Annotated in this window: 17 protein-coding genes; 9 read left to right on the top strand and 8 right to left on the bottom strand. The window is 67.2% G+C overall.

Going from position 1 to position 21947, the window contains the following annotated elements:
- Positions 1 to 94: 94 nt before the first annotated feature.
- The gene (locus tag ACVJ6E_RS01470) at positions 95 to 1651 is read left to right on the top strand and encodes an alkaline phosphatase family protein (RefSeq protein WP_120270771.1); all 1557 of its coding nucleotides are present in this window, start codon (positions 95 to 97) and stop codon (positions 1649 to 1651) included.
- 11 nt (positions 1652 to 1662) lie between these two features.
- On the opposite strand, the gene ACVJ6E_RS01465 is transcribed toward ACVJ6E_RS01470, so the two are convergent.
- Positions 1663 to 2712, bottom strand: a complete 1050-nt coding sequence (locus ACVJ6E_RS01465; protein ID WP_120270772.1) for a LysR family transcriptional regulator — start codon at positions 2710 to 2712, stop codon at positions 1663 to 1665.
- 179 nt (positions 2713 to 2891) lie between these two features.
- Here ACVJ6E_RS01465 and ACVJ6E_RS01460 point away from each other — a divergent pair, with 179 nt between their 5' ends.
- Together ACVJ6E_RS01460 and ACVJ6E_RS01455 are read left to right on the top strand one after the other, a co-directional pair.
- Complete coding sequence (locus ACVJ6E_RS01460) at positions 2892 to 3350, top strand: (2Fe-2S)-binding protein (protein ID WP_067222081.1); 459 nt, start codon at positions 2892 to 2894, stop codon at positions 3348 to 3350.
- A gap of 4 nt (positions 3351 to 3354) precedes the next feature.
- Entirely contained in the window at positions 3355 to 5577 is a 2223-nt protein-coding gene (locus tag ACVJ6E_RS01455; protein WP_120270773.1) for a xanthine dehydrogenase family protein molybdopterin-binding subunit, read from the top strand.
- An 83-nt stretch (positions 5578 to 5660) separates the two neighbouring features.
- On the opposite strand, the gene ACVJ6E_RS01450 is transcribed toward ACVJ6E_RS01455, so the two are convergent.
- Positions 5661 to 6242 carry a hypothetical protein gene (locus ACVJ6E_RS01450; protein WP_120270774.1) on the bottom strand — a complete coding sequence of 194 codons (582 nt, stop codon included), beginning with the start codon at positions 6240 to 6242 and terminating at the stop codon, positions 5661 to 5663.
- 5 nt (positions 6243 to 6247) lie between these two features.
- Positions 6248 to 7111, bottom strand: coding sequence for a hypothetical protein (locus tag ACVJ6E_RS01445; protein ID WP_147421918.1), 864 nt, complete (start codon positions 7109 to 7111; stop codon positions 6248 to 6250).
- A 311-nt stretch (positions 7112 to 7422) separates the two neighbouring features.
- Between ACVJ6E_RS01445 and ACVJ6E_RS01440 the strand changes: the two genes are divergently transcribed.
- From ACVJ6E_RS01440 to ACVJ6E_RS01415, 6 genes are all read left to right on the top strand, one after another.
- The gene (locus ACVJ6E_RS01440; RefSeq protein WP_158592758.1) at positions 7423 to 8571 is read left to right on the top strand and encodes an iron-containing alcohol dehydrogenase; all 1149 of its coding nucleotides are present in this window, start codon (positions 7423 to 7425) and stop codon (positions 8569 to 8571) included.
- A gap of 101 nt (positions 8572 to 8672) precedes the next feature.
- The gene (locus ACVJ6E_RS01435; RefSeq protein WP_158592759.1) at positions 8673 to 9626 is read left to right on the top strand and encodes a LysR substrate-binding domain-containing protein; all 954 of its coding nucleotides are present in this window, start codon (positions 8673 to 8675) and stop codon (positions 9624 to 9626) included.
- Positions 9627 to 9766: 140 nt separating this feature from the next.
- Positions 9767 to 11026 carry a sarcosine oxidase subunit beta gene (locus ACVJ6E_RS01430; protein ID WP_120270778.1) on the top strand — a complete coding sequence of 420 codons (1260 nt, stop codon included), beginning with the start codon at positions 9767 to 9769 and terminating at the stop codon, positions 11024 to 11026.
- A gap of 14 nt (positions 11027 to 11040) precedes the next feature.
- Positions 11041 to 11337 carry a sarcosine oxidase subunit delta gene (locus ACVJ6E_RS01425; RefSeq protein ID WP_120270779.1) on the top strand — a complete coding sequence of 99 codons (297 nt, stop codon included), beginning with the start codon at positions 11041 to 11043 and terminating at the stop codon, positions 11335 to 11337.
- The gene (locus ACVJ6E_RS01420; RefSeq protein ID WP_120270780.1) at positions 11334 to 14324 is read left to right on the top strand and encodes a sarcosine oxidase subunit alpha family protein; all 2991 of its coding nucleotides are present in this window, start codon (positions 11334 to 11336) and stop codon (positions 14322 to 14324) included. Before ACVJ6E_RS01425 ends, ACVJ6E_RS01420 begins: the two co-directional genes overlap by 4 nt.
- On the top strand, positions 14317 to 14979 hold the full coding sequence (locus ACVJ6E_RS01415) for a sarcosine oxidase subunit gamma (protein ID WP_158592760.1): 663 nt from the start codon (positions 14317 to 14319) through the stop codon (positions 14977 to 14979). The genes ACVJ6E_RS01420 and ACVJ6E_RS01415 overlap by 8 nt, the downstream gene beginning before the upstream one ends.
- Positions 14980 to 15115: 136 nt before the next feature.
- Here the strand turns inward: ACVJ6E_RS01415 and ACVJ6E_RS01410 are convergent, their stop codons facing one another.
- The 5 genes from ACVJ6E_RS01410 to ACVJ6E_RS01390 all read right to left on the bottom strand — a co-directional run bounded on the left by ACVJ6E_RS01410 (position 15116) and on the right by ACVJ6E_RS01390 (position 21781).
- On the bottom strand, positions 15116 to 15970 hold the full coding sequence (locus ACVJ6E_RS01410) for an ABC transporter permease (protein ID WP_120270782.1): 855 nt from the start codon (positions 15968 to 15970) through the stop codon (positions 15116 to 15118).
- A 14-nt stretch (positions 15971 to 15984) separates the two neighbouring features.
- Complete coding sequence (locus ACVJ6E_RS01405; protein WP_120270783.1) at positions 15985 to 17289, bottom strand: ABC transporter permease; 1305 nt, start codon at positions 17287 to 17289, stop codon at positions 15985 to 15987.
- Positions 17290 to 17625: 336 nt separating this feature from the next.
- Positions 17626 to 18726: an extracellular solute-binding protein gene (locus ACVJ6E_RS01400; protein WP_120270784.1), complete on the bottom strand. Its 1101-nt coding sequence runs from the start codon at positions 18724 to 18726 to the stop codon at positions 17626 to 17628.
- Positions 18727 to 18822: 96 nt separating this feature from the next.
- A complete protein-coding gene (locus tag ACVJ6E_RS01395) occupies positions 18823 to 19917 on the bottom strand; it encodes an ABC transporter ATP-binding protein (protein ID WP_120270785.1) in 1095 nt (364 codons plus the stop codon).
- Positions 19918 to 20239: 322 nt separating this feature from the next.
- Positions 20240 to 21781: a trimethylamine methyltransferase family protein gene (locus tag ACVJ6E_RS01390; protein WP_120270786.1), complete on the bottom strand. Its 1542-nt coding sequence runs from the start codon at positions 21779 to 21781 to the stop codon at positions 20240 to 20242.
- Positions 21782 to 21947: the final 166 nt, after the last annotated feature.

Genomic DNA, 21947 nt, shown 5'->3' with positions numbered 1-21947 from the left:
AAGCAAAAGGGTTTTTCCTAAGCTTCGGGTCCCGTCACCGCGCTGCAATGCTCCGCTGCTAACCAGCCGAAAACTTGGTCTTGAAGGTCTGGCGATGTCTCTCAACGTGCTTCTCATCACCGCCGACCAGTGGCGCGGCGACTGTCTCGGGATTGCCGGCCACCCGGTCGTGCGCACGCCCAATATCGACGCCCTGGCACGGGAAGCGGTGTATTTCTCCCGCCATTACTGCCAGGCCGCGCCCTGCGCGCCTGCACGTGCCTGCCTCTATACCGGTCTCTACCAGATGACCAACCGGGTGGTGCGCAACGGTACGCCGCTCGATGCGCGGCACGACACCATCGCGCTTGCCGCCCGCCGATCCGGCTACGACCCGACGCTGTTCGGCTATACGGACCAGTCCGTCGACCCGCGCACGGTCACTGGCGACGATCCCTGGCTGCGCACCTATGAGGGCATTCTGCCGGGCATGAGCGTGCGTGTGCGCGTGCCGGAGGATCACGGCCCCTGGCTCTCCTGGCTGGCATCGCGCGGGCACGAGCTGCCCGATCCGCCGCAGGACATGTGGCTGCCTGTGGACGGTCCCGCCGATCCGCCGACGGGCCGTCCGGCGCGCTATTCGGCCGAGGAGACCGAGACTGCGTTCCTGGTCGACGAGTTCCTGCGCTGGCTCGGAGAGGTGGAGAGCGCTCCGCCCGCGCGCGCCAAGGCCGGCGGGCGCCCCTGGTTTGCGCATCTGAGCTTCATCCGCCCCCACCCGCCGTTCATCGTGCCGGAGCCCTATGCCTCCATGTACGATCCGGCCGATGGGCCCGGCTTCCTCGGCGCGGCAACGCCCGAGGCAGCGGCGCGCCTGCATCCCTTCCTCGGCTATGCGGTCGAGCAGCAGGACAAGTCGCATTTCGTCTGGGGCGCGACGGGCAAGGTGCGCGACTGGGACGAGAGCGTGCGCCGGCAGATGCGCGCCACCTACTGGGGCATGGTCTCCGAGGTCGATGCGCAGATCGGCCGCATCGTCGCCGAGCTGAAGGCGCGCGGGGAATGGGACAACACCCTGGTCGTGCTCACCGCCGACCATGGCGAGATGATGGGCGACCATCAGCTCTTCTCCAAGCTCGGCTTCTACGATCAGGCCTATCACATCCCGCTGATCGTCCGCGATCCACGCAAGGGGGAGGGGCATGGCCGGACGGTCGAGGCCTTCACTGAGTCCGTCGACATCATGCCGACGGTGCTGGAAGCGATCGGTGCGACCTGTCCGCCATGGCTCGACGGAGCGCCTCTGACCGCCTTCCTAGAAGGGGGCGTTCCGGCCGAATGGCGCGATGCGGCGCACTGGGAATACGACTTCCGCGAGGTCGCGACCGGCGAGGCGCAGACCGCGCTCGGTCTGTCGCTCGATGCCTGCTCCATGAGCGTGATCCGCGATGCGGACGTGAAATACGTCCATTTCGCCGGCCTGCCGCCGCTGCTCTTCGACCTTGCCGCCGATCCTCACGAGACGCGCAATGTCGCGGACGACCCGGCTTATGCCTCGCTGCGGCTGCACTATGCGGAAAAGATGCTGTCCTGGCGCGCGCGCCATCTCGACCGACGGTTGACCGGCATCGAACTCACCGAAGACGGCCCGGTCGACGCCAGAGGCGCCTGACCGGCAGGGCTTCAGGCGGACGCGGGAACGCGCTCGGTTTCGGCCGGGTGCTCCTGCGCTGCCGCCTCGGCGGCCATCTCGCCGGCGGGAGCGGGATTGGGGCGGCACATGCCGGCCAGCGTCTGGCAGACCGGCCAGCGGTCGGTGTCGCTGAGCGTCGTGACCTCACGCACCACGTCGGCCACGGTCTCGCGCAGCCAGCGATGGGCCGGCTCGGCATCGTCGCGCCCGTGCCAGATCAGCGACACGGTGAAGTCGTCCAGCTCCACCGGCGGTTCGAAGATTTCCAGGTCCAGCATTTCCGCCTTGGCCAGCGCGATACGCGCCGGCAGGCAGGAGACCAGGTCGGCCTTGGCGACCGCATAGGGCGCCATGATGAACTGCGGCAGCGTCAGGAACACCCGGCGCGTCAGGCCGCGATTGGCAAGCTCCCGGTCCAGTGAGCCGCCGGTGGCGTGGCGCGGCGTCACCACCACGTGCTCGGCCGCCACGAACTGTTCCAGCGTCGGCCCCTGCGGGCCGAACCGCCCGCGCCGGGCGATTCCCACCAGCCGGTCCGAATAGAGCGGCATCGCCCGGTGGCGCGCCTCCAGCTCGCCGGCAACGCCGATGGCCATGTCGATCTCGCCGTCGTCCAGCATCGGTGTCATGCCAGCGGCGCGGGAGTTCTTGATGTGCAGGTCGAGCTTGGGCGCTGCATTGCGGAACCGCAGGATCAGGGCCTCCAGCAGCACCGCCATCGAATTGTCGGTCATCGCGATGCGCACCGACCGGTCGAGGTTGCACGGGTCGAAGGTGAGCGCCGGCGCGATGGCCTCTTCGATCCGCCGCAGCGCCTCCGACACCGGCATGGCCAGCGACTGTGCCCGCGCGGTCGGCTCCATGCCCCGCCCCGAGCGCACGAACAGCTCGTCGTCGAGGAGCGCGCGCAGCCGCGACAGTGCGTTCGACATCGCCGGTTGCGACAGGCCGATGCGCCGCGCGGCGCGCGTCACGTTGCGCTCGCTCATGAGCGCGTCGAACGCCACCAGCAGGTTGAGGTCGACCGAGGATATATTCATTTCGTCAATGTTCCCGGATATCCAAAATCAATTGGACGATGGATGGATCGTGACCCACTTAAGGTCGCGTAGCAATCGCGCAAGTCCCGTCTGCCGGCTTTTTGCGCTTCTTCGGGCGGAAGAAGGCAGGGAGAGGCGACTTGTGCGATCCAGTCAATACCGTTCATCAGGAGGGACGGATGATCCGATTGAACATCAATGGCCAGGATCGCGAGATCGATGTCGATCCCGATACGCCGCTGCTCTGGGTCCTGCGTGACGAGCTCGGCATGACCGGCACCAAATACGGCTGCGGCATCGCCGCTTGCGGGGCTTGTACCGTCCATCTCGACGGCATGGCCGTGCGCTCCTGCCAGACCATGGCGAGCGATGCGGAAGGCATGTCCATCGTCACCATCGAGGGTGTCGACGGCAAGGCGGCCAAGGCCGTCCAGGACGCCTGGCGCGAACTCGAAGTGCCGCAATGCGGCTACTGCCAGTCCGGCCAGATCCTGGCCGCCACTGCGCTTTTGGCCGAGACGCCGAAGCCGTCCGACGAGGACATCGACATGGCGATGAGCGGCAATGTCTGTCGCTGTGCCACCTACACCCGTATCCGCGCGGCGATCCATCGCGCTGCCGAGACGATGGAGGGCTGAGCTCATGTTTCATGTCATGAAGCGAATGCAGGATGCCGCCGCGCGTCCCACCCGCCGCAACTTCCTGAAGATGTCGGCGGTCGCCGCCGGCGGTCTCGTCGTCGGCTCGCGGCTCGCACTGCCCGGCGCGGCACTGGCCGAAGGGGCTGCGGCGGAAGATGCGTTCACGCCCTTCATCCGGATCTCGCCGGACGGCCTCGTCACGGTGCTGAACAAGCATCTCGACATGGGGCAGGGCAACGCCACCGGCCTTGCGACGCTCGTTGCCGAGGAACTTGACGCGGCCCCCGAGCAGATGCGGGCCGAGTTCGCTCCGGCCGATGTCGAGCGCTACAAGAACCTTGCCTTCGGCATGCAGGGCACGGGCGGCTCCACCGCCATCGCCAACTCTTTCGAGCAGTACCGCAAGGCCGGCGCCACGGCCCGCGCCATGCTGGTTGCGGCGGCGGCAAAGGCCTGGGGCGTTCCGGCCGGCGAGATCACCGTCTCGGGCGGCACGCTGTCGCACAGTTCGGGCAAATCCGGCACGTTCGGCGAATTCGCCGAGGCGGCGGCGAAGATGGAGGCTCCGGCCGAGGTGACGCTGAAGTCCCCCGACCAGTGGGTCTATATCGGCAAGTCCTTCCCGCGGCTCGATGTGCCGAACAAGACGGTCGGTGCGCCGAACACCTACGGCATGGACGTCCAGCGCGAGAACATGCTGGTCGCCGTGCTCACCCGTCCGCTGGCTTTCGGGGCGAAGGTGAAGTCCTTCAACGCCGATGCCGCCAAGGCGGTAAAGGGTGTCGTCGATGTCATGGAGGTGCCGGGTCACGGCGTCGCGGTGCTCGCGACCTCCACCTGGCCGGCGATCAAGGGCCGCGAAGCGCTGGAGATCGAGTGGGACGAGGCTGGCGCCGAGACCCGTTCGAGCGATGCCCTGTTCGCGGAGTATCGTGAACTGGCCGAAACGGCGGGGCCCGTGTTCCGCAACGACGGCGATGCGGAGGCTGCGATTGCGGGCGCTGCGACGGTGGTCGAGCAGGTCTTTGAGTTCCCGTATCTCGCCCATGGCATGATGGAGCCGATGGTGCTTACCATCCATGTCGAGGGCGACCGGGCAACGCTCTGGTATCCCTCGCAGTTCCAGACGGTCGACCAGCAGACGGCGGCGACGGTGCTCGGCATCCCGGTGCAGAACGTGACGATCAACACGCTCTACGGCGGCGGCTCGTTCGGCCGGCGCACATCGCCCGATGCCCGCCACATCCTCGAGGCGGCGAGCATCGCCAAGATCTGGGGCAAGTCGCAGCCGATCAAGCTGGTCTACACCCGAGAGGACGACACCCGCGCCGGCTACTATCGGCCGATGGGCGTCCACAAGGTGCGTGCGGGGCTCGATGCCGACGGCAATCTCGTCGGCTGGCATCACCGCATCGTCCAGCAGTCGCTGATGTCCGGCACGTTCATGGAGCAGTTCATGGTCCATGACGGCATCGACGAGACCTCGGTCGAGGGCGTCAAGGATGCCAGCTACGCGATCCCGGCCTTCCATGCCGAGCTGCATTCGCCGAAGGTCGGCGTGCCGGTGCTGTGGTGGCGCTCGGTCGGCCACACCCAGACGGGCTATGTGGTGGAAGCGATGATGGACAAGGCGGCGCGCGCTGCCGGCGTCGATCCGCTCGAGTTCCGCCGCCGTCACCTGTCCCAGCCTTCCGGCATTGCCGAGCGCGACAAGGACAATGCCCGCAAGCTCGGCGTCCTGGAAAAGGTCGCGCAGATGTCCGGCTGGTCTGGTTCGCAGAATGGCGAGCGGTTCCGCGGCATCGCCGTGCACAAGTCGTTCAACACCTATGTGGCCGAGGTCGCGGAGGTCAGCCGCCGCGAGGACGGAACCTTCAGGATCGAGAACGTGTGGTGTGCCGTCGACTGCGGCGTTGCGGTCAACCCGGACAACGTCAAGGCCCAGATGGAAGGCGGCATCGGCTACGGCCTTGCGGCGGTGCTGTTCAGCGAGATCACCCTGACCGACGGCCACGTGGATCAGCTGAACTTCGACACCTACCGTCCGCTGCGCATCGAGGAGATGCCGAAGGTCGAGGTCGAGGTTCTGGCCTCCGCCGAGGCCCCGTCGGGCGCCGGCGAGCCGGGCACCCCGCCGGTCGGTCCTGCTGTGGCGAACGCGATCCTTGCCGCCACCGGCGAACTGCCGGCGGTCCTGCCGCTGACCAAGGCCGGTCTCGCGTAAGGTCCGTTGCTTCGGATCCAATATGAACGAACGGGCCGGCGCGCTTTCGCACGCCGGCCCGTTTTCTTGCGGTCTGCGCGTTCTCAGTAGACGCGGATGCGCGCCGGGATCGGATTGCCCTTGAACCGGACCGCGCCGATATACTCGCCCGCATCGGTCAAGGTCAGCGTGCCGACAAGATCGCCGACGTTGAACAGCATCGTATCGCCCTTGAGCGTCAGCGACTTGCCTTCATAGCAGGCGCCTCTGTTGTAGAAATCGATACAGCCCTGTTGCCGGCTGCGGTAGCGCACCTCGTAGGAGAACACCGTGCCGTTGTCCTTGAGAAACCTCTGAACCTTCTCGTTGGCTCCGTTCGGCGCCAGCTCCAGGTCGATCCGCGGCAGCGCCATCAGCGCGTCGAAGGCGATCTGCTGGCGCAGGATCGGGTCGCGGGCACTCGCCAGTCCCGCGCGCGTTGCGTAGGCGCGCATCACCGGCTGGTCGGAGCAGGCCAGCCCCTGATAGGCGAAGAAGCGGTCGATCGGGTCCGCATTCGCGTCCGACAGCACGTCGCGATACTGCTTCAGTTCGTCCTGCGACATCGTCTTGTATTCGTCGCAGGCCCATCCGGACGTCGTCATGGCCAGCAAGGCCGGAATGGCGAGTGCCAGGAGTTTTTTCATCTGCCCTATTGCCCCGTCTGGTTCGGTTGTTCGGTGATCGCGACGTATTGCACGCCGTGCGAAGTCTGCACATTGAAGGTGGCGACGCAGCCGGGAAACACCTGTGTCGGCGCGGCCGAGGTCACGCGGTAGGTCCACGGCGCCAGCGTTCCCTGCCGCCTGAAGGGGAAGGTGCGATCCTGGTTTTCCAGCAGGATGCCGAGCGCGCTCGGCCTTGCCTGGAATGCGCCATGGCCGCACAGGCTGAACGTCTCCGATGCCAGCACGTTGATGCTGCGCGGCGTCGCCGGCGCGGCCGCCTGCACCTCGCTCTGTGGTGTCCGGTGCATCGGTACGGCAACGCCCGGGTCGCTGCGGGAGGCGAGCTCGATGTCCTGAGGGGCGTCCTGTTCGTCGGTCTTCAGGGCCGGCGTCTCCAGCGGCCGCAGCGGCATGTCGTGGGCCGGCTCACGCGCGGCCGCTTTCGGTTGGGGCAGTGGCTCCGGGGTGGCGGCCAGCGGAGGTTCTGCCTGCCGGGTATCGGCCTTTGCGGCCCCCGCCTGCGGTGGCTCGGCTGGGCTCTGCGTGGTCTTGACGGCGGCGGGAGGGGCTGTCTGTGCGACCTGCGCCGGCGCGGTCGTGCTCGGCGGCTGCTCAGCCGGAGGTGCTGTGAGCGGTGCGGCCTTCGTTTCCGGCGGCGGCGCTGCTGCCGGCGTTGCCACATGTGTTGCTGCGGGCGGGGCGGGCTGTTGCTGGGTGGCGACATAGGTGTAAATGGCAATACCGACGCCCGCGACCGTACCCAGCGCGCCGATGGGAGCCCAGATCGGGTGCTTGGAGAACCGTTCGAGCGCGCCGGCCTGCCGCTGGTCGGAGTGAGCGTCGTCCATCTCGTCGAAAAAGCCCCGTTCGCGGCGTCGCCGCTCAAGTCACGTCACGAACCGATGTCGCCGCCCGCTGGCATCCAAGTGGAGAACCGGCGGGCTGGAATATCTGCGTTTCCACTTTAGGCGTGCCGAGGAGGTGGTGTCGAGGCCCTGACGGCCATTCCGGCCCCCGACATAATGTCATTGGCCGATGGTTTTTTTGCATTTCCGTGCAAGGGCATTGCGGCCCTAGCATTTTCTCCTTCGTCCGGTTTCCGTCGCGGCCCATGCGGGCAGCGTCCGGGCCGGCTTTGTACCCTTTGCAGGGAGGGGAGATGCAGCCTTTCACCACCAATCAGGTGCCGCGCATCGTTGCGGGCCCGGGGCGCAGCAGCGAGATCGGCGCCATCGTCACCGAGCTTGCCGGGGCGGGGGCCTGCGTGCTGCTGGTCGCCGACAACGGCCTGACCGGCATCGGGCTGACGCAGCGCATCGCCGACGTGCTCAAGGATGGCGGCCACCGCGTCGTCACCCATGACGCCATCTTCAGCGATCCGAAGGAGCCGGCCGTGGCTGAGGCGGTGCGCGTCGCCCGCCAGGAGGGCGTCGGCGCCGTCGTCTGCCTTGGCGGCGGCTCGGCCCTCGATGCGGGCAAGCTTGTCGCCGCGATGATCGGCGCGTGCGGAAAGCTCGAGGACTACCGCCTTGCCGTCGCCGCGCTGCCCGTGGCGCGGGTGCCGTTGGTCTGCGTGCCGACCACCGCCGGCACCGGCTCCGAGGCGACCGCCGTCTCGGTCATTTCCGATGCCGGCGGCACCAAATACTGGTACTGGGCGCCGGCGCTGAAGCCCGATGTCGCCCTGCTCGATGCGCGGCTGACCACCGGCCTGCCGCCCCAGCTCACGGCGGCCTGCGGCGTCGACGCCATCGTCCATGCCATGGAGGCGGCGACGGGCCGGGCCGCCTTTGCCGAGAACTCTCGCATCTGCCATGAGGCGATCCGCCTCGCCACCTCCCATATCGACCGCGCCGTCGCGGAGCCGAACGACCTGGAAGCGCGCGGCGCCATGCTGCTTGCCGCCACCTGGGCCGGCATCGGCATCGACAATGCCGGAACGGGCATGGCCCACAACATCGCCCATGCGCTGGCAAGCCTCGTGCCGATCCATCACGGCCGCGCCGTCGCCATCGGCATGGCCGCCTCGCTCGGCTGGTCGATGGAAGGGGAGGAGGAGGCCTATACGGAGGTCGCCCGCGCCTTCGGCTGCGCCCATTACGGCGAGTTGCCGATGGCGTTTTCCGGTCTCGTCCGCCGTCTCGGCATCCGCCTGTCGCTCGCAGCCGACATCAACCGGCTGAGCCCGGAACGCCTTGCCGCGCGCATGGCCGCGCCGGAGAACGCCCCGATGCGCGCCGCCAGCCGCCGCCTCGTCACCGACGAGGACCTGCTGCTGCTGGCCGAGCGCGCGCTCGGCTTCGGTTGAAGACAGGGAAAGGGCTGCCGATGAACCCTTTGCAGCCGGACGCTGCCGTCGTAGCCTTCACCGAGCGGCGGGAGGATACGCGCCGCCCGGAACCCGTGAGCATGACCGCAAGCCCGATCGACCGCCGCCGTCTGCCGCTCAACTCGCTGCGCGCCTTCGAGGCCGCCGCGCGGCAGATGAGCTTCACCCGCGCGGCCGAGAGCCTCGGTGTCACCCAGAGCGCCGTCAGCCGCCATGTGCTCAACCTCGAGGAGGTGATCGGCGCCCAGCTGTTCGAGCGGCGCGGCTCCTCGCTGGCTCTTACCGCCGCCGGGCAGGACCTCATCGGCAACGTGACCCCGGCGCTCGACCGGCTGCAGGCCGGGCTCAACGCCATCTGCGAGATCGACCGCGGCGGCACGCTGCGCCTTGCCCTGCCGCCGTCCTTCGCCATCCGCATGGCCGCGCCGATCATCGAGACCTGCCGGGCGCAAGGCGGCGTCGCCATCGAGATCGACACGCCCTACGTGCTGGAAAGCCTCGACAGCACGGTGCACGACGCGGCCGTCGTCTTCTCCCGTCCGCGTGTCACCGACCAGGTGATGGACCTGTTGTGGATGGAGGAGCTGACCCTTTTGTGCCGGCCGGACATGGCGCCGCGCGTGCGGGAGGAGGGGATCGCCGCAGCGCTTGCCCGCGAGACCGTCATCCACATCCGCAACGAGGCGGGCCGCCACACCGCCTGGGTGGAATTGTTGCGCGCCGCCGGCGTTACCGCCACCTTGCCGCAGGGCATCGTCTTCGACACCGCGCATATGGCGCTGGACTTCGCCGCCCGCGAGGGCGGGCTGGTCGTCGCCGACCGCCGGCTTGCCGCGCGCGACATCGCCGAAGGGCGTCTTGCCGCTCCGCTTTCCGTCACTGCCGCCTCCGGCTTCGGCTATTTCATGCTGTTCCGCCCGGACGACCTGCAGCGCGAGGCGGTGCAGATCTTCCGCCGCCGCATGCTGACCGAGTTCGCGCCCTCGCTGGAGCGCCTGCCGGCGGGCAGCGAGCGGGCGCAAGGGGCTGCTTGAACGCCGGTTGTCGTGCGGGTCGCATATGCGACAGCGGCGGGACGGATATCGGCCATTGGGCCTTTCTTGTCGGCGGGGTAGGCTGGCTCCGCCCTCCGTTTTTTTAACCGGGCCTGCCCATCAGGAAGGACGTCTTGCCCTTGCAGAAATATTCGGCCCTCTCGCTGCTGCGCAACGCCCTGTCCGGACACCGCGACTGGCAGCCCGCCTGGCGCAAGCCCGATCCCAAACCCGCCTACGATGCGATCATCGTCGGCGGCGGCGGCCATGGTCTTTCGACCGCCTATTACCTCGCCAAGGAGCACGGCCTCACCAATATCGCCGTGCTGGAAAAGGGTTGGCTCGGCTCCGGCAATATCGGCCGCAACACGACGATCGTGCGCTCCAACTACATGCTGCCGGGCAACAACCGCTTCTACGAGTGGTCGATGAAGCTGTGGGAGGGCCTGTCGCTCGACCTCAACTACAATGTGATGTTCTCCCAGCGCGGCGTCCTCAACCTGGCGCACACGCCGTCCCAGCTGGACGACTACGCCCGGCGCGGAAACTCCATGCGGCTGGAGGGCATCGACGCGGAACTGCTCGGCCGGGAGGAGGTCGCGCGCATGGTGCCGGGCCTCGACATGTCGCCGAGCGCGCGCTTCCCGGTGCTCGGCGGCTTGCTGCAGCCGCGCGCCGGCACCGCCCGCCACGACGCGGTCGCCTGGGGCTACGCACGCGCTGCCGATGCGCGCGGCGTCGATATCATCGAGAACTGCGAGGTCACGGGCTTCCTGCGCGAGGGCGGGCGTATCGTCGGCGTCGAGACGACGCGCGGCGAGATCCGCGCGCCCAAGGTCGGCGTTGCCGTGGCCGGCAGCACCTCGCAGGTGCTGCGCCTCGCCGGCATCGAGCGCCTGCCGATCGAAAGCCACGTCCTGCAGGCCTTCGTCTCCGAGCCGGTCAAACCGATCCTCGACTGCGTCGTCACCTTCGGCGCCGGCCATCTCTACATCTCTCAGTCCGACAAGGGCGGGCTGGTCTTCGGCGGCGACATCGACAAGTACAATTCCTACGCCCAGCGGGGCAATCTGCCGGTAGTCGAGCATGTCATGTCGGAGGTGAGCGTGATGCTGCCCTTCGTCTCGCGCCTGCGGCTGCTGCGCAACTGGGGCGGCATCATGGACATGAGCATGGACGGCAGCCCGATCATCACCACCGGCCCGCTGCCCGGCCTCTACCTCAATGCCGGCTGGTGCTATGGCGGCTTCAAGGCGACACCGGCCTCCGGCTGGTGCTTCGCCTGGACCATGGCCAGGGACGAGCCGCACCCGCTCAACGCCCCCTTCACGCTCGACCGGTTCCAGCGCGGCTACGTTCTCGACGAGCGCGGCGCCGGCCCCTATCCGAAGATGCACTGAGAGGACGCCCGCCCATGCGCATCCATTGTCCCTGCTGCGGGCCGCGCGGCGTCGCCGAGTTCTCCTATGGCGGCGACGGCACCATTCGTCGGCCGGATCTTGCCGATACCGACACCGACGCCCATGCCGCCTATGTCTATGAGCGGGAAAACCCGCGAGGGCCCCATGTCGAGCTCTGGCACCATATCGGCGGCTGCCGCCACTGGCTGCGGGTGACGCGGGATACGCTGACCCACGAGATCAGCAGCGTCGAGATGGCCGGGCGCTTTGCCGGCGAGGCTGCTGCGCGCATCTCGGGAGCGGGCGCATGAGCGGCTACCGGCTTCCCCATGGCGGCAGCCATCTCGACCGCTCGCGGCCGCTCGCCTTCCGCTTCGACGGCGAGCCGATGCAGGGCTTTGCCGGCGACACGCTGGCCTCGGCGCTGCTCGCCTCCGGCCGGGTGCTGGTCGGCCGCAGCTTCAAGTACCATCGCCCGCGCGGGGTGATGGGCGCCGGCCCCGAAGAGGCCAACGCACTGGTGGAGCTGCGCGACGGCGCCCGTCAGGAGCCCAACACCCGCGCCACGATGACGGAGCTGTACGGCGGGCTGGAAGCGGCGAGCCAGAACCGCTGGCCGTCGCTTTCCTTCGACATGATGGCGGTCAACGACCTGCTTTCGCCGCTGTTTTCCGCCGGTTTCTACTACAAGACCTTCATGGGAACGGGCCAGGCGACTTGGCATTTCTGCGAGCGCTTCATCCGCAAGGCGGCGGGCCTCGGCCGCGGCACCCATCTTGCCGATCCCGATCGCTATGAGAAGACCAACGCCTTCTGTGACGTGCTCGTGGTAGGTGCCGGTCCGGCCGGACTGATGGCGGCGCGCGCGGCGGTTGCCGCCGGCCTGCGCGTCATTCTGGCGGACGAGAATGCAAGGCCCGGCGGGCGCCTCTTCGATGACGGCGTGCATCTCGACGGGCTTGCGCCGGCCGATTGGGTCTACGGCGCCTTGCGCGAGATCGAGGCAGGCGGCGGCCGCATCCTGCCGCGCACCAGCGTCTACGGCTATTTCGACGGCAACGTGCTCGGCGCGGTCGAGCGGGTCGCCGACCATAAGCGCAAGCCGGCCTCGTTCGAGCCGCGCCAGCGTCACTGGACCATCCACGCCCGCCATGTGGTGCTGGCAACCGGCGCCATCGAGCGGCCGCTGGTCTTCTCCGGCAACGATGCGCCTGGCGTCATGCTGGCCTCCGCCGGGCTTGCCCATGCGACGCGCTACGGTGTTGCCGTCGGCTCCTCTGTCGTCGTCTTCGCCAACAATGACGGCGGCGCACGCACGGCGATCCGCCTTGCTGACCTCGGCATGTCGATCAAGGCGGTGGTCGACCCGCGCCGCGAGATCGCTCCCGCTCTTGCCGCAGCGCTCGGTGAGCGGGGCATCCGCCTCGAAACCGGAGCGGTCGTCGCTGCCACCAGAGGGCGCAAGGCCTTGGCCGGCGTCGACATTCGCGGCTTCGACCCTGTTTCCGGCGTGCTCGGCGCCAATGTGATGCAGCCCGGATGCGACGCGCTTCTCGTCTCCGGCGGCTGGACGCCGAGCGTGCATCTGGCGAGCCAGGCGGGCAGCGCGCCGGTCTTCGACGAGGCGCTGCACTCCTTCGTGCCGGGCACCGCCCGCGAGGCCTGGACGGCGGCAGGTGCCTGCGCGGGTACGCTGGACCTTGTCGGCTGCCTTGCCGCTGGCCTTGAGGCCGGACAGAAGGCAGCCGAGGCTTGCGGAAAAACGGCGGAAAACGGCGGAATTCCGCTGCCCGACCTGTCGGGGACGCTGGCGGGTACCGACCTGCCGTTCCCGCTCTTCGATGTTCCGGCGACCGGCCGGGGCAAGCGCTTCGTCGACTTCCAGCACGACGTCACGGCGGATGACGTGGAGCTTGCCAATCGCGAGGGCTTCCGCTCGGTCGAGCACCTGAAGCGCTACACGACGCTCGGCATGGCCGCCGACCAGGGCAAGACCTCCAACGTCAATGCGATCTCGCTGATGGCCCGGGCACGCGGCCTGAGCGCGCCGCAGGTCGGAACGACCCGCTTCCGCATGCCGTGGACGGCGGTGACCATCGGCGCGCTGGCCGGCCGCGAGACCGGCCACCACTTCGCGCCGGTGCGGCGCACGCCGATGCATGACTGGCATGTGGCCAAGGGCGCCGAGATGATGGCGGCGGGCCTGTGGATGCGCCCGCGCGCCTATATCGGGCCAGGCGAGACCCTGCGAGATGCCTATATCCGCGAGGCGACGGCCGTGCGCCACCGCGTTGGCATTGTTGACGTTTCGACGCTGGGCAAGATCGACGTGCAGGGCCCGGACGCCGCCGAATTCCTCAACCGGCTTTACACCGGCGGCTTTGCCAAACTGCCGGTCGGCAAGGCGCGCTACGGCGTCATGCTGCGCGAGGACGGCATCATGTTCGACGATGGGACGGCCTGGCGGCTGGCGCCGAACCGCTTCCTCGTCACCACCACGACGGCGAATGCGGGCGCGGTGCTGGCCCATATGGAGCACTATCTGGAGGTGGTCTGGCCCGACCTGAACGTCCACGTCACCTCGGTGACCGACCGTTACGCCGGCATGGCGGTGGCGGGACCGCAGGCGCGCAAGGTGCTGCAGGCCGCGCTCGATGAGGGTGACGTGTCGGCCGAGGCGTGCCCGCATATGGGAATCGTGCGCGGACGCATCGCCGGGGCGGCGGTGATGATCGCGCGGCTTTCCTTCTCGGGCGAGCTGGCCTACGAGGTCTATTGCGACTGGCCGGCCGGCCTTGCCGTCTGGCAAGCGCTGATCGAGGCTGAAAAACCCAATGGAATCATGCCTTACGGCATGGAGGCGCTCGGCACGCTGCGCATCGAGAAGGGACATATAACGGGTGCTGAAATGGACGGTCGGACCACGCTGGCCGATGTCGGGCTTGGCGGCATGGCGTCGCGGAAGAAGCCGTATGTCGGCTCGACGATGACGCAGCGTCCCGCTTTCGTCGATCCGGAAAGGCCGGTTCTGGTGGGGCTGATATCGCGGGACGGGCAGGCGATCCGCTCCGGCAGCCACTTGACCCTGCCCGGTGGAGGGGCGAGTCTGGGGCATGTCACCGCCGTGACGTGGTCGCCGGCCCTCGGCGCCAACATAGCGCTCGCCTTCCTGTCCGGTGGCCGTGACCGACACGGCGAGCCGCTGGAGGCGGCCTTCCCGCTGAAGGACGAGCGGGTGGCGGTGACGGTCACCGATCCCTGCTTCTATGACCCCGACGGGAGCCGAATGCATGTCTGACGCCAGCAACGCACCGCCCACCACCGCCGAAAGGACTGCCGGCACGACGCCGGAAACCGCCGTTGCCCGGCCGGTGGTCGGCCGGCTGGTGCCCGGCGAGGCGGCGGGCGCCGAAGACCCGTCGCTGACCTTGAGCGAGCTGTCCGCCGGCGCTCTTCTGGAAGTCGGCGCCTGGCCCAACCGATTGGAAACTGTTGCGAATCGCCTCGGCGAGCTCGCCGGTGTGACGCTGCCGGGCCGCCCGGGCCGCTTCACCGAAAGCGCCTCCGCGCTGGTCTGCTGGATCGCTTTCGGGCGGTTCATCTATGTGGGTGCGGCAGCCGAGGACACGGCCCGCGTCGACACCGCACTCGACACGGAGGACGCCGCCGTCGTCGATCTCGCCGGTGCGCGCCGGATCGTGCGGATCGAGGGCGGGGCGGCGCCGGCGCTGCTCAACAAGGCGGTCGCCATCGACTTCGACCCGGCCGCGTTTCCGGCCGGAGCGCTGGCCCAGTCGGTGATCCACCAGATCCCGGTGGTGATCCTGCGCCGGAGCGAAATGGCCTTCGACGTGCTGGCACCGTCGAGCCTTGCCGATGCGCTGATCGACTGGATCACGGATGCGGCGCTGGAATTCGGCTACCGGGTCGGGGAGCCCGGCACGATCCTGTAAGCACACCGAAAACGACCGTAAATACACGAAAAACCCCGCAACCTTTTGAAGCTGCGGGGTTTTTCGTTTCGAGACGGATTTTGCGAAATTCCGTCTCAATTCGCCTGATTTTCGAGAGCGCCGTCTCGAAATCGCGTCAGGAGGGCGTCAGCCCGCGCAATCGCTCCGAACGCCGCCGCAAGAGCTCCAGAACGGTCAGCAGGGCGATGGAGATCGCGACCATCAGGGAGGCGACGGCGAGGATGGTCGGCGAGATCTGTTCGCGCAGGCCGGTGAACATCTGCCAGGGCAGGGTCTTCTGGCCGGCCGAGCCGAGGAACAGGACCACGACCACCTCGTCGAAGGAGGTGATGAAGGCGAAGAGCGCGCCGGAGACGACGCCGGGCACGATCAGCGGCATCTGCACCTTGAAAAAAGTTGTCACCGGATTTGCGCCAAGGCTCGCCGCCGCGCGCACGAGGCTGCGGTCGAAGCCGACCAGCGTCGCCGTCACCGTGATAATGACGAACGGCGTGCCGAGGGCGGCATGGGCGAGCACGACGCCGAGATAGGTGCCCTGCAGGCCGATGCGCGAGTAGAAGAAGTACATGCCGGCGGCCGAGATGATCAGCGGCACGATCATCGGCGAGATCAGCACCGCCATGATCGCCGAGCGCCAGGGCACATGGCTCTGGGACAGGCCGATGGCGGCGAGCGTACCGAGCACGGTGGCGAGCAGCGTCGCCACCGGCGCGATGGCGAAGGAATTGCGCAACGCCTGCTGCCAGTCCGGGTTGGTGAAGAAGTCTTCGTAGTGCTTCAGAGAATAGCCGGCCGGATCCAGCGCCAGCATCTGCGGCGTGAAGGTGAAGAAGTTCTCCGCATTGAACGACAGCGGCACGATGATCAGGATCGGGAAGATCAGGAAGAAGAAGATCATCCCGCAGATCGCGCGAAAGCCGTAGTACCAGGCGCGCTGGCCGGCGGAAGCATAGGAGGGAAGGGCGCTCATGTGTGGTCTTCTCCTTATCCGAGCTTCACGTTGTCGATGCCGACGATCTTGTCGTAGACGTAGAAGAGCAGCATCACCGCGGCGAGCAGGAGCACGCCGAGCGCGGCCGCCAGACCCCAGTTGAGCGACGACGAGATGTGATAGGCGATGCGGTTGGAGATGAAGATGCCGCTGGTACCGCCGACCAGCTCCGGCGTGATGTAGTAGCCGATCGACAGGATGAAGACGAGGATCGACCCGGCGCCGATGCCAGGCACGGTCTGCGGGAAGTAGACCCGCCAGAACGCGGTCCAGTCCGTCGCCCCAAGGCTCTTGGCCGCCCGCACATAGGTGGGCGAGATGGTCTTCATCACCGAATAGAGCGGCAGGATCATGAAGGGCAGCAGGATGTGCGTCATCGCGATGATGGTGCCCGTCTGGTTGTTGATCATGACGAGGCGGCCGGCATCGCTGACAAGGCCGGTCCACACCAGGAAGTCGTTGATGACGCCCTGCTGCTGCAGCAGCACCTTCCAGGCGGAGGTGCGCACCAGCAGCGAGGTCCAGAACGGCAGCAGAACCAGGATCATCAAGAGGTTCGACGTGCGCGCCGGCAGTGCCGCCAGCAGATAGGCGATCGGATAGCCGAGCAGCAGGCAGCAGGCCATGATGGTCAGCGACAGGAACAGCGTGCGGGCGAACAGGAACAGGTAGATCCGCTCGTTCTCGGGCTTCAGCTCGACGCCGTCGGTCGTCATCTGCATGTCGACCGCATTGAGGAAGTAGCCGGAGGTCAGCTCGGGCGAGAAGCGCTTGAGCACCCGCCAGGTGGCGACATCGCCCCAGTCCTTGTCGATGTCGATGAACTGGGCCTTGTAAGGCTCGGCATCGTCCATCCGGTCGGCGCGCCGGCCGGTCTTGCGGAACAGGCTCGACATGCCGGAGGATTCGTAGTTGAGCCGCGAGCCGAGCCGCGTGTGGGTCTTTTCCTCAGTGGCGATCAGGAGGTCCGCATGAAGGGCCGCGAAGACCGGCTCGCCGGGCGCCTCGCCGGAGGTCTCGTCCCAGTCGGCCAGCGCCTCGACGGTCCTCGGCAGCGTGTCGGCGACGATGCCGTTCTCGACCGAGCGGAACAGCATGTCGGCGATCGGCGCGGCGAAGGTCAGCACGATGAACAGCAGGAGCGGCGCGATCAGCAGCAGCGCCCGCATCTTCTCTCGCCGCAGGGCTCGCATCAGGCTGACCTTGAGCGGGGTGCCGTCGCGGGTGGTGAGCACCTGCGGCTGCGGCGGCGGGTCGGCCGGCGGGGCGGCCCTGGAGACTGTGTCGGTTGTCGTCATGCTCGCTGTCCGTTCGGGACGTGTCGTCCGTGTTGGGTCATCCGGCAATGGAGGGGCCTCGGCCCTGCGGCCGGCCGAAAGCGGCCGGGCAGCAGGCGGGCGGCCCAGGGGCCGGGACAGAGCCGCAAGAAGCGGCCGCGAAGGCGCCTTCCGTGGTCACCGGAAGAAGCGGCCTGTATCCGGACAAGCACGCGAGGGAGCACGCCGGAGCGCGTCTGCAGGCTTGTCGGGAGGCAGGCAGGGCGGCGGATCGCCCCATCGGCGCCGCGGCGGAACATCCGCCGCGGCAATCGCGTCGGCGGGCGGCAGCTGCACCGCCACCCGCCTCAAGCCGCCTTAGCTGGCGAGCCAGGCCTGGAACTTGGCGTCCAGGTCATCGCGGTAATCGGCCCACCACTCGTAGTTGAACAGGAAGGTGTTCTTGGAGTTGGCCGGGTCGGTCGGCATGTGCGGAGCCATCTCGATGCCGAGCTCGGCATGCTTGCCGACGAGCGGCGCCGAGGAGTCGCGGGCCGGGCCGTAGGAGATGTACTTGGCCTGGTCGGCGAGACGCTGGGTGTCGGTGGCGAAGCGCAGATACTCCATCACCGCGTCGAGGCGCTCCTTCGGCAGGCCGGCCGGCACGATCCAGCCGTCGAGGTCGAAGACCTGCGCATCCCAGAGCATCTTGACCGGCTGGTCCTGCTCCTCGATCAGCGAGAACAGGCGGCCATTGTAGGTGGAGCCGATCACCACTTCGCCGTCGGCGAGCAGCTGCGGCGTCTCGGCGCCGGCCGACCACCACACGGTCTGGTCCTTGATCGTGTCCAGCTTGGCGAGGGCGCGGTTCACGCCTTCCTCGGTCTCCAGCATCTCATAGACGTCTTCCTTGGCGACACCGTCGCACAGAAGGGCCCATTCCATGTTGTTGATCGGGCGCTTTTCCAGCGCGCGCTTGCCCGGGAAGGTCTCCAGGTCGAAGACGTCGCAGATGTCGTCCGGCTCCTTGCCGTTCCACGCCTCGACGTCGGTGCGGTAGCCGAAGGTCGTGGAATAGACGATCTGCGGGATGAAGCAGTCGGCGACGATCAGGTCGCCGAAGTCCTTGGAAGCCGGCGTGCCGTCGGGCGCCGGGGCCAGCACCTCGTCGTGGTTGACCTCCATGGCGAGGCCCTCGTCGCACAGACGGATGGCATCGGAGGCGAGCACGTCGACGAGGTCCCAGGTCAGGTTGCCGGCCTCGTTCATGGCGCGCAGCTTGGCGACCGCCTCGTTCGAGCTCTCGTCGTTGATGATCGTCACGTCCGGATTTTCGGCCATGTAGGGCTTGTGATAGGCCTCGTTCTGCGAGTTGGAATAGGCCCCGCCCCAGGAGACGATGGTGAGGTCGATGGCGCTGGCGCCGGTCGTCATCATCGCCGTTGCAGCGCTTGCTAGAAGAAGCGTCTTGAAGGTCATGTAGTTCCCCTTGTTTTGAGTTGGGTGCGGGACATGGGGTCCCGGCTTTGGTCGCGGCGGCCCTGACGGGCGCCACAGCTGGTCGATCGGGCTGCGTCAGCCGACGGCGTCGAGCGCCTTGCAGTCGGACGCTGCCCAGCCGATCTCCACTGTCTGGCCGGTTCGCAGGTCGCGCCTCTGGCCGCGGTTGCGAACCTTGACAATGAATTCCGTGTTGCCGGCGACGTTCATCCGCACGCGGATGTGGTCGCCGAGATAGATCATTTCCTCAATGCGGCCCTTCACGAGGTTGTCCATCGACTGGTCGGTGTCGAATTCGACGCGCTCGGGGCGCAGAGAGATGGTGGTGCGTGAGCCTACGCCTTCGATATTGACCGCCTCGGCGGCCAGTTCGGTCCCGTCGTCCAGCCGCACCTTGCAATCGGAGCCGGAAACCTCGGTCACGGTGCCCGAGAGCTTGTTGTTCTCGCCGATAAACTGCGCCACGAAGGAATTCTGCGGGTTCTCGTAGAGCTCATCCGGCGTCGAAAGCTGCTGGATCACCCCGTCGTTGAACACGGCGACCCGGTCCGACATGGTCAGCGCCTCGGTCTGGTCGTGCGTCACGTAGACGATGGAGACGCCGATATTCTCGTGGATGTGCTTGATCTCGTACTGCATCTGCTCGCGCAGCTGCTTGTCGAGCGCACCCAGCGGCTCGTCCATCAGCACCAGCTCCGGCTCGAAGACGAGGGCGCGGGCCACGGCAACGCGCTGCTGCTGGCCACCGGACAACTGTGCCGGGCGCCGCGAGCCGAAGTCGCCGAGCTCGACCATGTCGAGCGCGCGCTTCACCTTCTCTTCCTGCTCCGCCTTGCCGATGCCGCGCACCTGCAGGGGGAAGGCGAGGTTCTCCGCAACGCTCATATGCGGGAACAGCGCATAGTTCTGGAACACCATGCCGATGCCGCGCTTGTGGGGCGGCACGTTGTTGATCGGGTTGTCGTTCAGGAAGATCTCGCCATGGGTGGCAGGTTCGAACCCCGCCAGCATCATCAGGCAGGTGGTCTTTCCCGAGCCCGACGGGCCCAGCATGGTCAGGAACTCGCCAGGCGGAATATCTAGATTGAGATTTTTTACGACGAGCGTCTCGCCATCATAGCTCTTTTGAACATTTTCGTAGCGGACGGCAGCGCCCCTTGATTCTGTCATTGTTGCCCCTAAGCAAAATGCAGGCAAGGGGAATGCATTCGCGCCGAGTTAACGGCGCGTTCGCTCCTTTTCCCCTCTCGCGAACTCTTTTGGTCCGCTGTTTTGCCCTGTTGGTGACCGTACATAAGCAAAAAATGACAGGGATGGGAAGGGCATCTGTGGAAAAAATATTAAAATCTGAGTGAAAAAACAAAGCGCTCTTGCAGCGCAGCGAAGAATGCCGTGCCGAAGAGCGCCCGAGAAAGTCAGAGATTTGCTCTATTTTCGAGGGGTCTGGCGGAAATAGCCAGACCCCGTTTCGTATTCGCAAGATAGACTGTGATTAGACGTTGCTGTCCGGGAATTCAGCTTTTCGATTAGCCATGAAGCTGATCAGAGATTCGTCGATAGACGGATCGAGCGGCGGAGCCTCGTAGGATGCGAGCATCTGCTTCCACTTCCGGTTCGCCCGCCAGGCGGCGTCGAGCCCGCCATCGGCGCTCCACTGTTCGTAGGAGTTGTTGTCGGCGATCTCCGAACGGTAGAAGGCGGTCTCGAAATTGCGCTGCGTGTGCATGGCGCCGAGGAAGTGGCCGCCGGGGCCGACCTCGGCCAGCGCGTCCATCGCCTGGGCTTCCTCCGACAGGTCGATGCCCTTGGCCAGCACGTGCATCATGCCGAGCTGGTCGGCATCCATGACGAACTTCTCGTAGGAGGAGCACAGGCCTCCCTCCAGCCAGCCGGCCGCATGCAGGCAGAAGTTCACCCCCGACACCAGCGTTGCCAGGATGGTCTGCGCGGACTCCTGCGCCGACTGGGCGTCCGGGGTCTTCGACGAGGTGAACGAGCCGCCGGAGCGGAAGGGCAGGCCGGCGCGGCGCGCAAGCTTCGCCGCGCCGTTGAGCAGGAGGCTGCCCTCCGGCGAGCCGAAGGTGGGGGCGCCGGACTGCATCGAGATCGATGAGACGAAGGCGCCGAAGACGACGGGCGCGCCCGGGCGCACGAGCTGGGTCAGCGCACAGCCGGCCAGCGCCTCGGCCAGCACCTGCGCCAGGGTGCCGGCGACCGTGACCGGGCTCATGGCGCCGGCCAGGATGAACGGCGAGACGATGCAGGCCTGGTTGGCCGCCGCATAGACCTTCAACGCGCCGAGCATGGTCGCGTCGTAGACCAGCGGCGAGTTGGCGTTGATCAGCTGGATCATCACGCAGTTCTGGTCGACGAACTCCTTGCCGAAGACCAGCTCCGCCATGGCGACGGAATCGCGCGCCCGCTCCGGCGCGGTGACCGAGCCCATGAACGGCTTGTCCGAGTATTTCAGGTGCGCGTAGACCATGTCGAAATGCCGCTTGTTGACCGGCAGGTCGACAGGCTCGCACACCGTGCCGCCCGAATGGTGCAGCCAGGGCGAGGCGTAGGACAGCTTCACGAAATTGCGGAAGTCCTCGATCGTACCGTAGCGCCGGCCGCTGTCGAGATCGGTGACGAAGGGCGGGCCGTAGACCGGCGCGAACACGGTATTGTTGCCGCCGATGACGACGTTGCGCTCCGGGTTGCGCGCATGCTGGACGAATTGCGAGGGCGCGGTCTTGATCAGCTCGCGCAGCATTCCCTTGGGAAAGCGCACACGCTCGCCGGCAACGTCGGCGCCGGCCGCCTTCCAGATCGCGATGGTCTCGGGATCGTCGCGGAACTCAAGGCCGATCTCGGCCAGCAGCCGGTCGGCATTGGCCTCGATCAGCTCGGCGCCCTCGTCGCTGAGGATGTCGTAGACCGGCAGGTTGCGGGAAATGTAGGGCAGGGCGCCGGCCGCCTGCGATCCGCGCCGCTTTTCCGTTCTCGCCGCCCGGCCGCGCCGTCCGGCGCGCGCTTCCTGGTCACTCATGCGCTGCAAGCCCTTTGTGCATAACTGCCGTTGGCCGTTTTCCGACTGCCACTGTGCGACGGGGGGCGGCGCGTCTGCGGCGCGAAAGCGTCGTCGGTTTCTCTAAAAGCGTCATGCAACCGGGGAGGGGGAAGTCGCCTCATCTTTGCGCCCGCGTGTCGTCGCG

It is taken from the genome of Stappia sp. G46H5W (assembly GCF_058448995.1).
The sequence above is the reverse complement of the archived record's forward strand: the minus strand, read 5'-3'. Positions and strand labels throughout refer to the sequence as shown.

What these genes read in the sequence shown, in the direction of transcription:
- ACVJ6E_RS01465 (WP_120270772.1), bottom strand. Translation starts at nt 2,712, where the DNA reads ATGAATATATCCTCGGTCGACCTCAACCTGCTGGTGGCGTTCGACGCG.
- ACVJ6E_RS01395 (WP_120270785.1), bottom strand. Translation starts at nt 19,917, where the DNA reads ATGACAGAATCAAGGGGCGCTGCCGTCCGCTACGAAAATGTTCAAAAG.
- ACVJ6E_RS01400 (WP_120270784.1), bottom strand. Translation starts at nt 18,726, where the DNA reads ATGACCTTCAAGACGCTTCTTCTAGCAAGCGCTGCAACGGCGATGATG.
- ACVJ6E_RS01455 (WP_120270773.1), top strand. Translation starts at nt 3,355, where the DNA reads ATGTTTCATGTCATGAAGCGAATGCAGGATGCCGCCGCGCGTCCCACC.
- ACVJ6E_RS01440 (WP_158592758.1), top strand. Translation starts at nt 7,423, where the DNA reads ATGCAGCCTTTCACCACCAATCAGGTGCCGCGCATCGTTGCGGGCCCG.
- ACVJ6E_RS01390 (WP_120270786.1), bottom strand. Translation starts at nt 21,781, where the DNA reads ATGAGTGACCAGGAAGCGCGCGCCGGACGGCGCGGCCGGGCGGCGAGA.
- ACVJ6E_RS01435 (WP_158592759.1), top strand. Translation starts at nt 8,673, where the DNA reads ATGACCGCAAGCCCGATCGACCGCCGCCGTCTGCCGCTCAACTCGCTG.
- ACVJ6E_RS01460 (WP_067222081.1), top strand. Translation starts at nt 2,892, where the DNA reads ATGATCCGATTGAACATCAATGGCCAGGATCGCGAGATCGATGTCGAT.
- ACVJ6E_RS01415 (WP_158592760.1), top strand. Translation starts at nt 14,317, where the DNA reads ATGTCTGACGCCAGCAACGCACCGCCCACCACCGCCGAAAGGACTGCC.
- ACVJ6E_RS01420 (WP_120270780.1), top strand. Translation starts at nt 11,334, where the DNA reads ATGAGCGGCTACCGGCTTCCCCATGGCGGCAGCCATCTCGACCGCTCG.
- ACVJ6E_RS01405 (WP_120270783.1), bottom strand. Translation starts at nt 17,289, where the DNA reads ATGACGACAACCGACACAGTCTCCAGGGCCGCCCCGCCGGCCGACCCG.
- ACVJ6E_RS01450 (WP_120270774.1), bottom strand. Translation starts at nt 6,242, where the DNA reads ATGAAAAAACTCCTGGCACTCGCCATTCCGGCCTTGCTGGCCATGACG.
- ACVJ6E_RS01470 (WP_120270771.1), top strand. Translation starts at nt 95, where the DNA reads ATGTCTCTCAACGTGCTTCTCATCACCGCCGACCAGTGGCGCGGCGAC.
- ACVJ6E_RS01410 (WP_120270782.1), bottom strand. Translation starts at nt 15,970, where the DNA reads ATGAGCGCCCTTCCCTCCTATGCTTCCGCCGGCCAGCGCGCCTGGTAC.
- ACVJ6E_RS01445 (WP_147421918.1), bottom strand. Translation starts at nt 7,111, where the DNA reads ATGGACGACGCTCACTCCGACCAGCGGCAGGCCGGCGCGCTCGAACGG.
- ACVJ6E_RS01425 (WP_120270779.1), top strand. Translation starts at nt 11,041, where the DNA reads ATGCGCATCCATTGTCCCTGCTGCGGGCCGCGCGGCGTCGCCGAGTTC.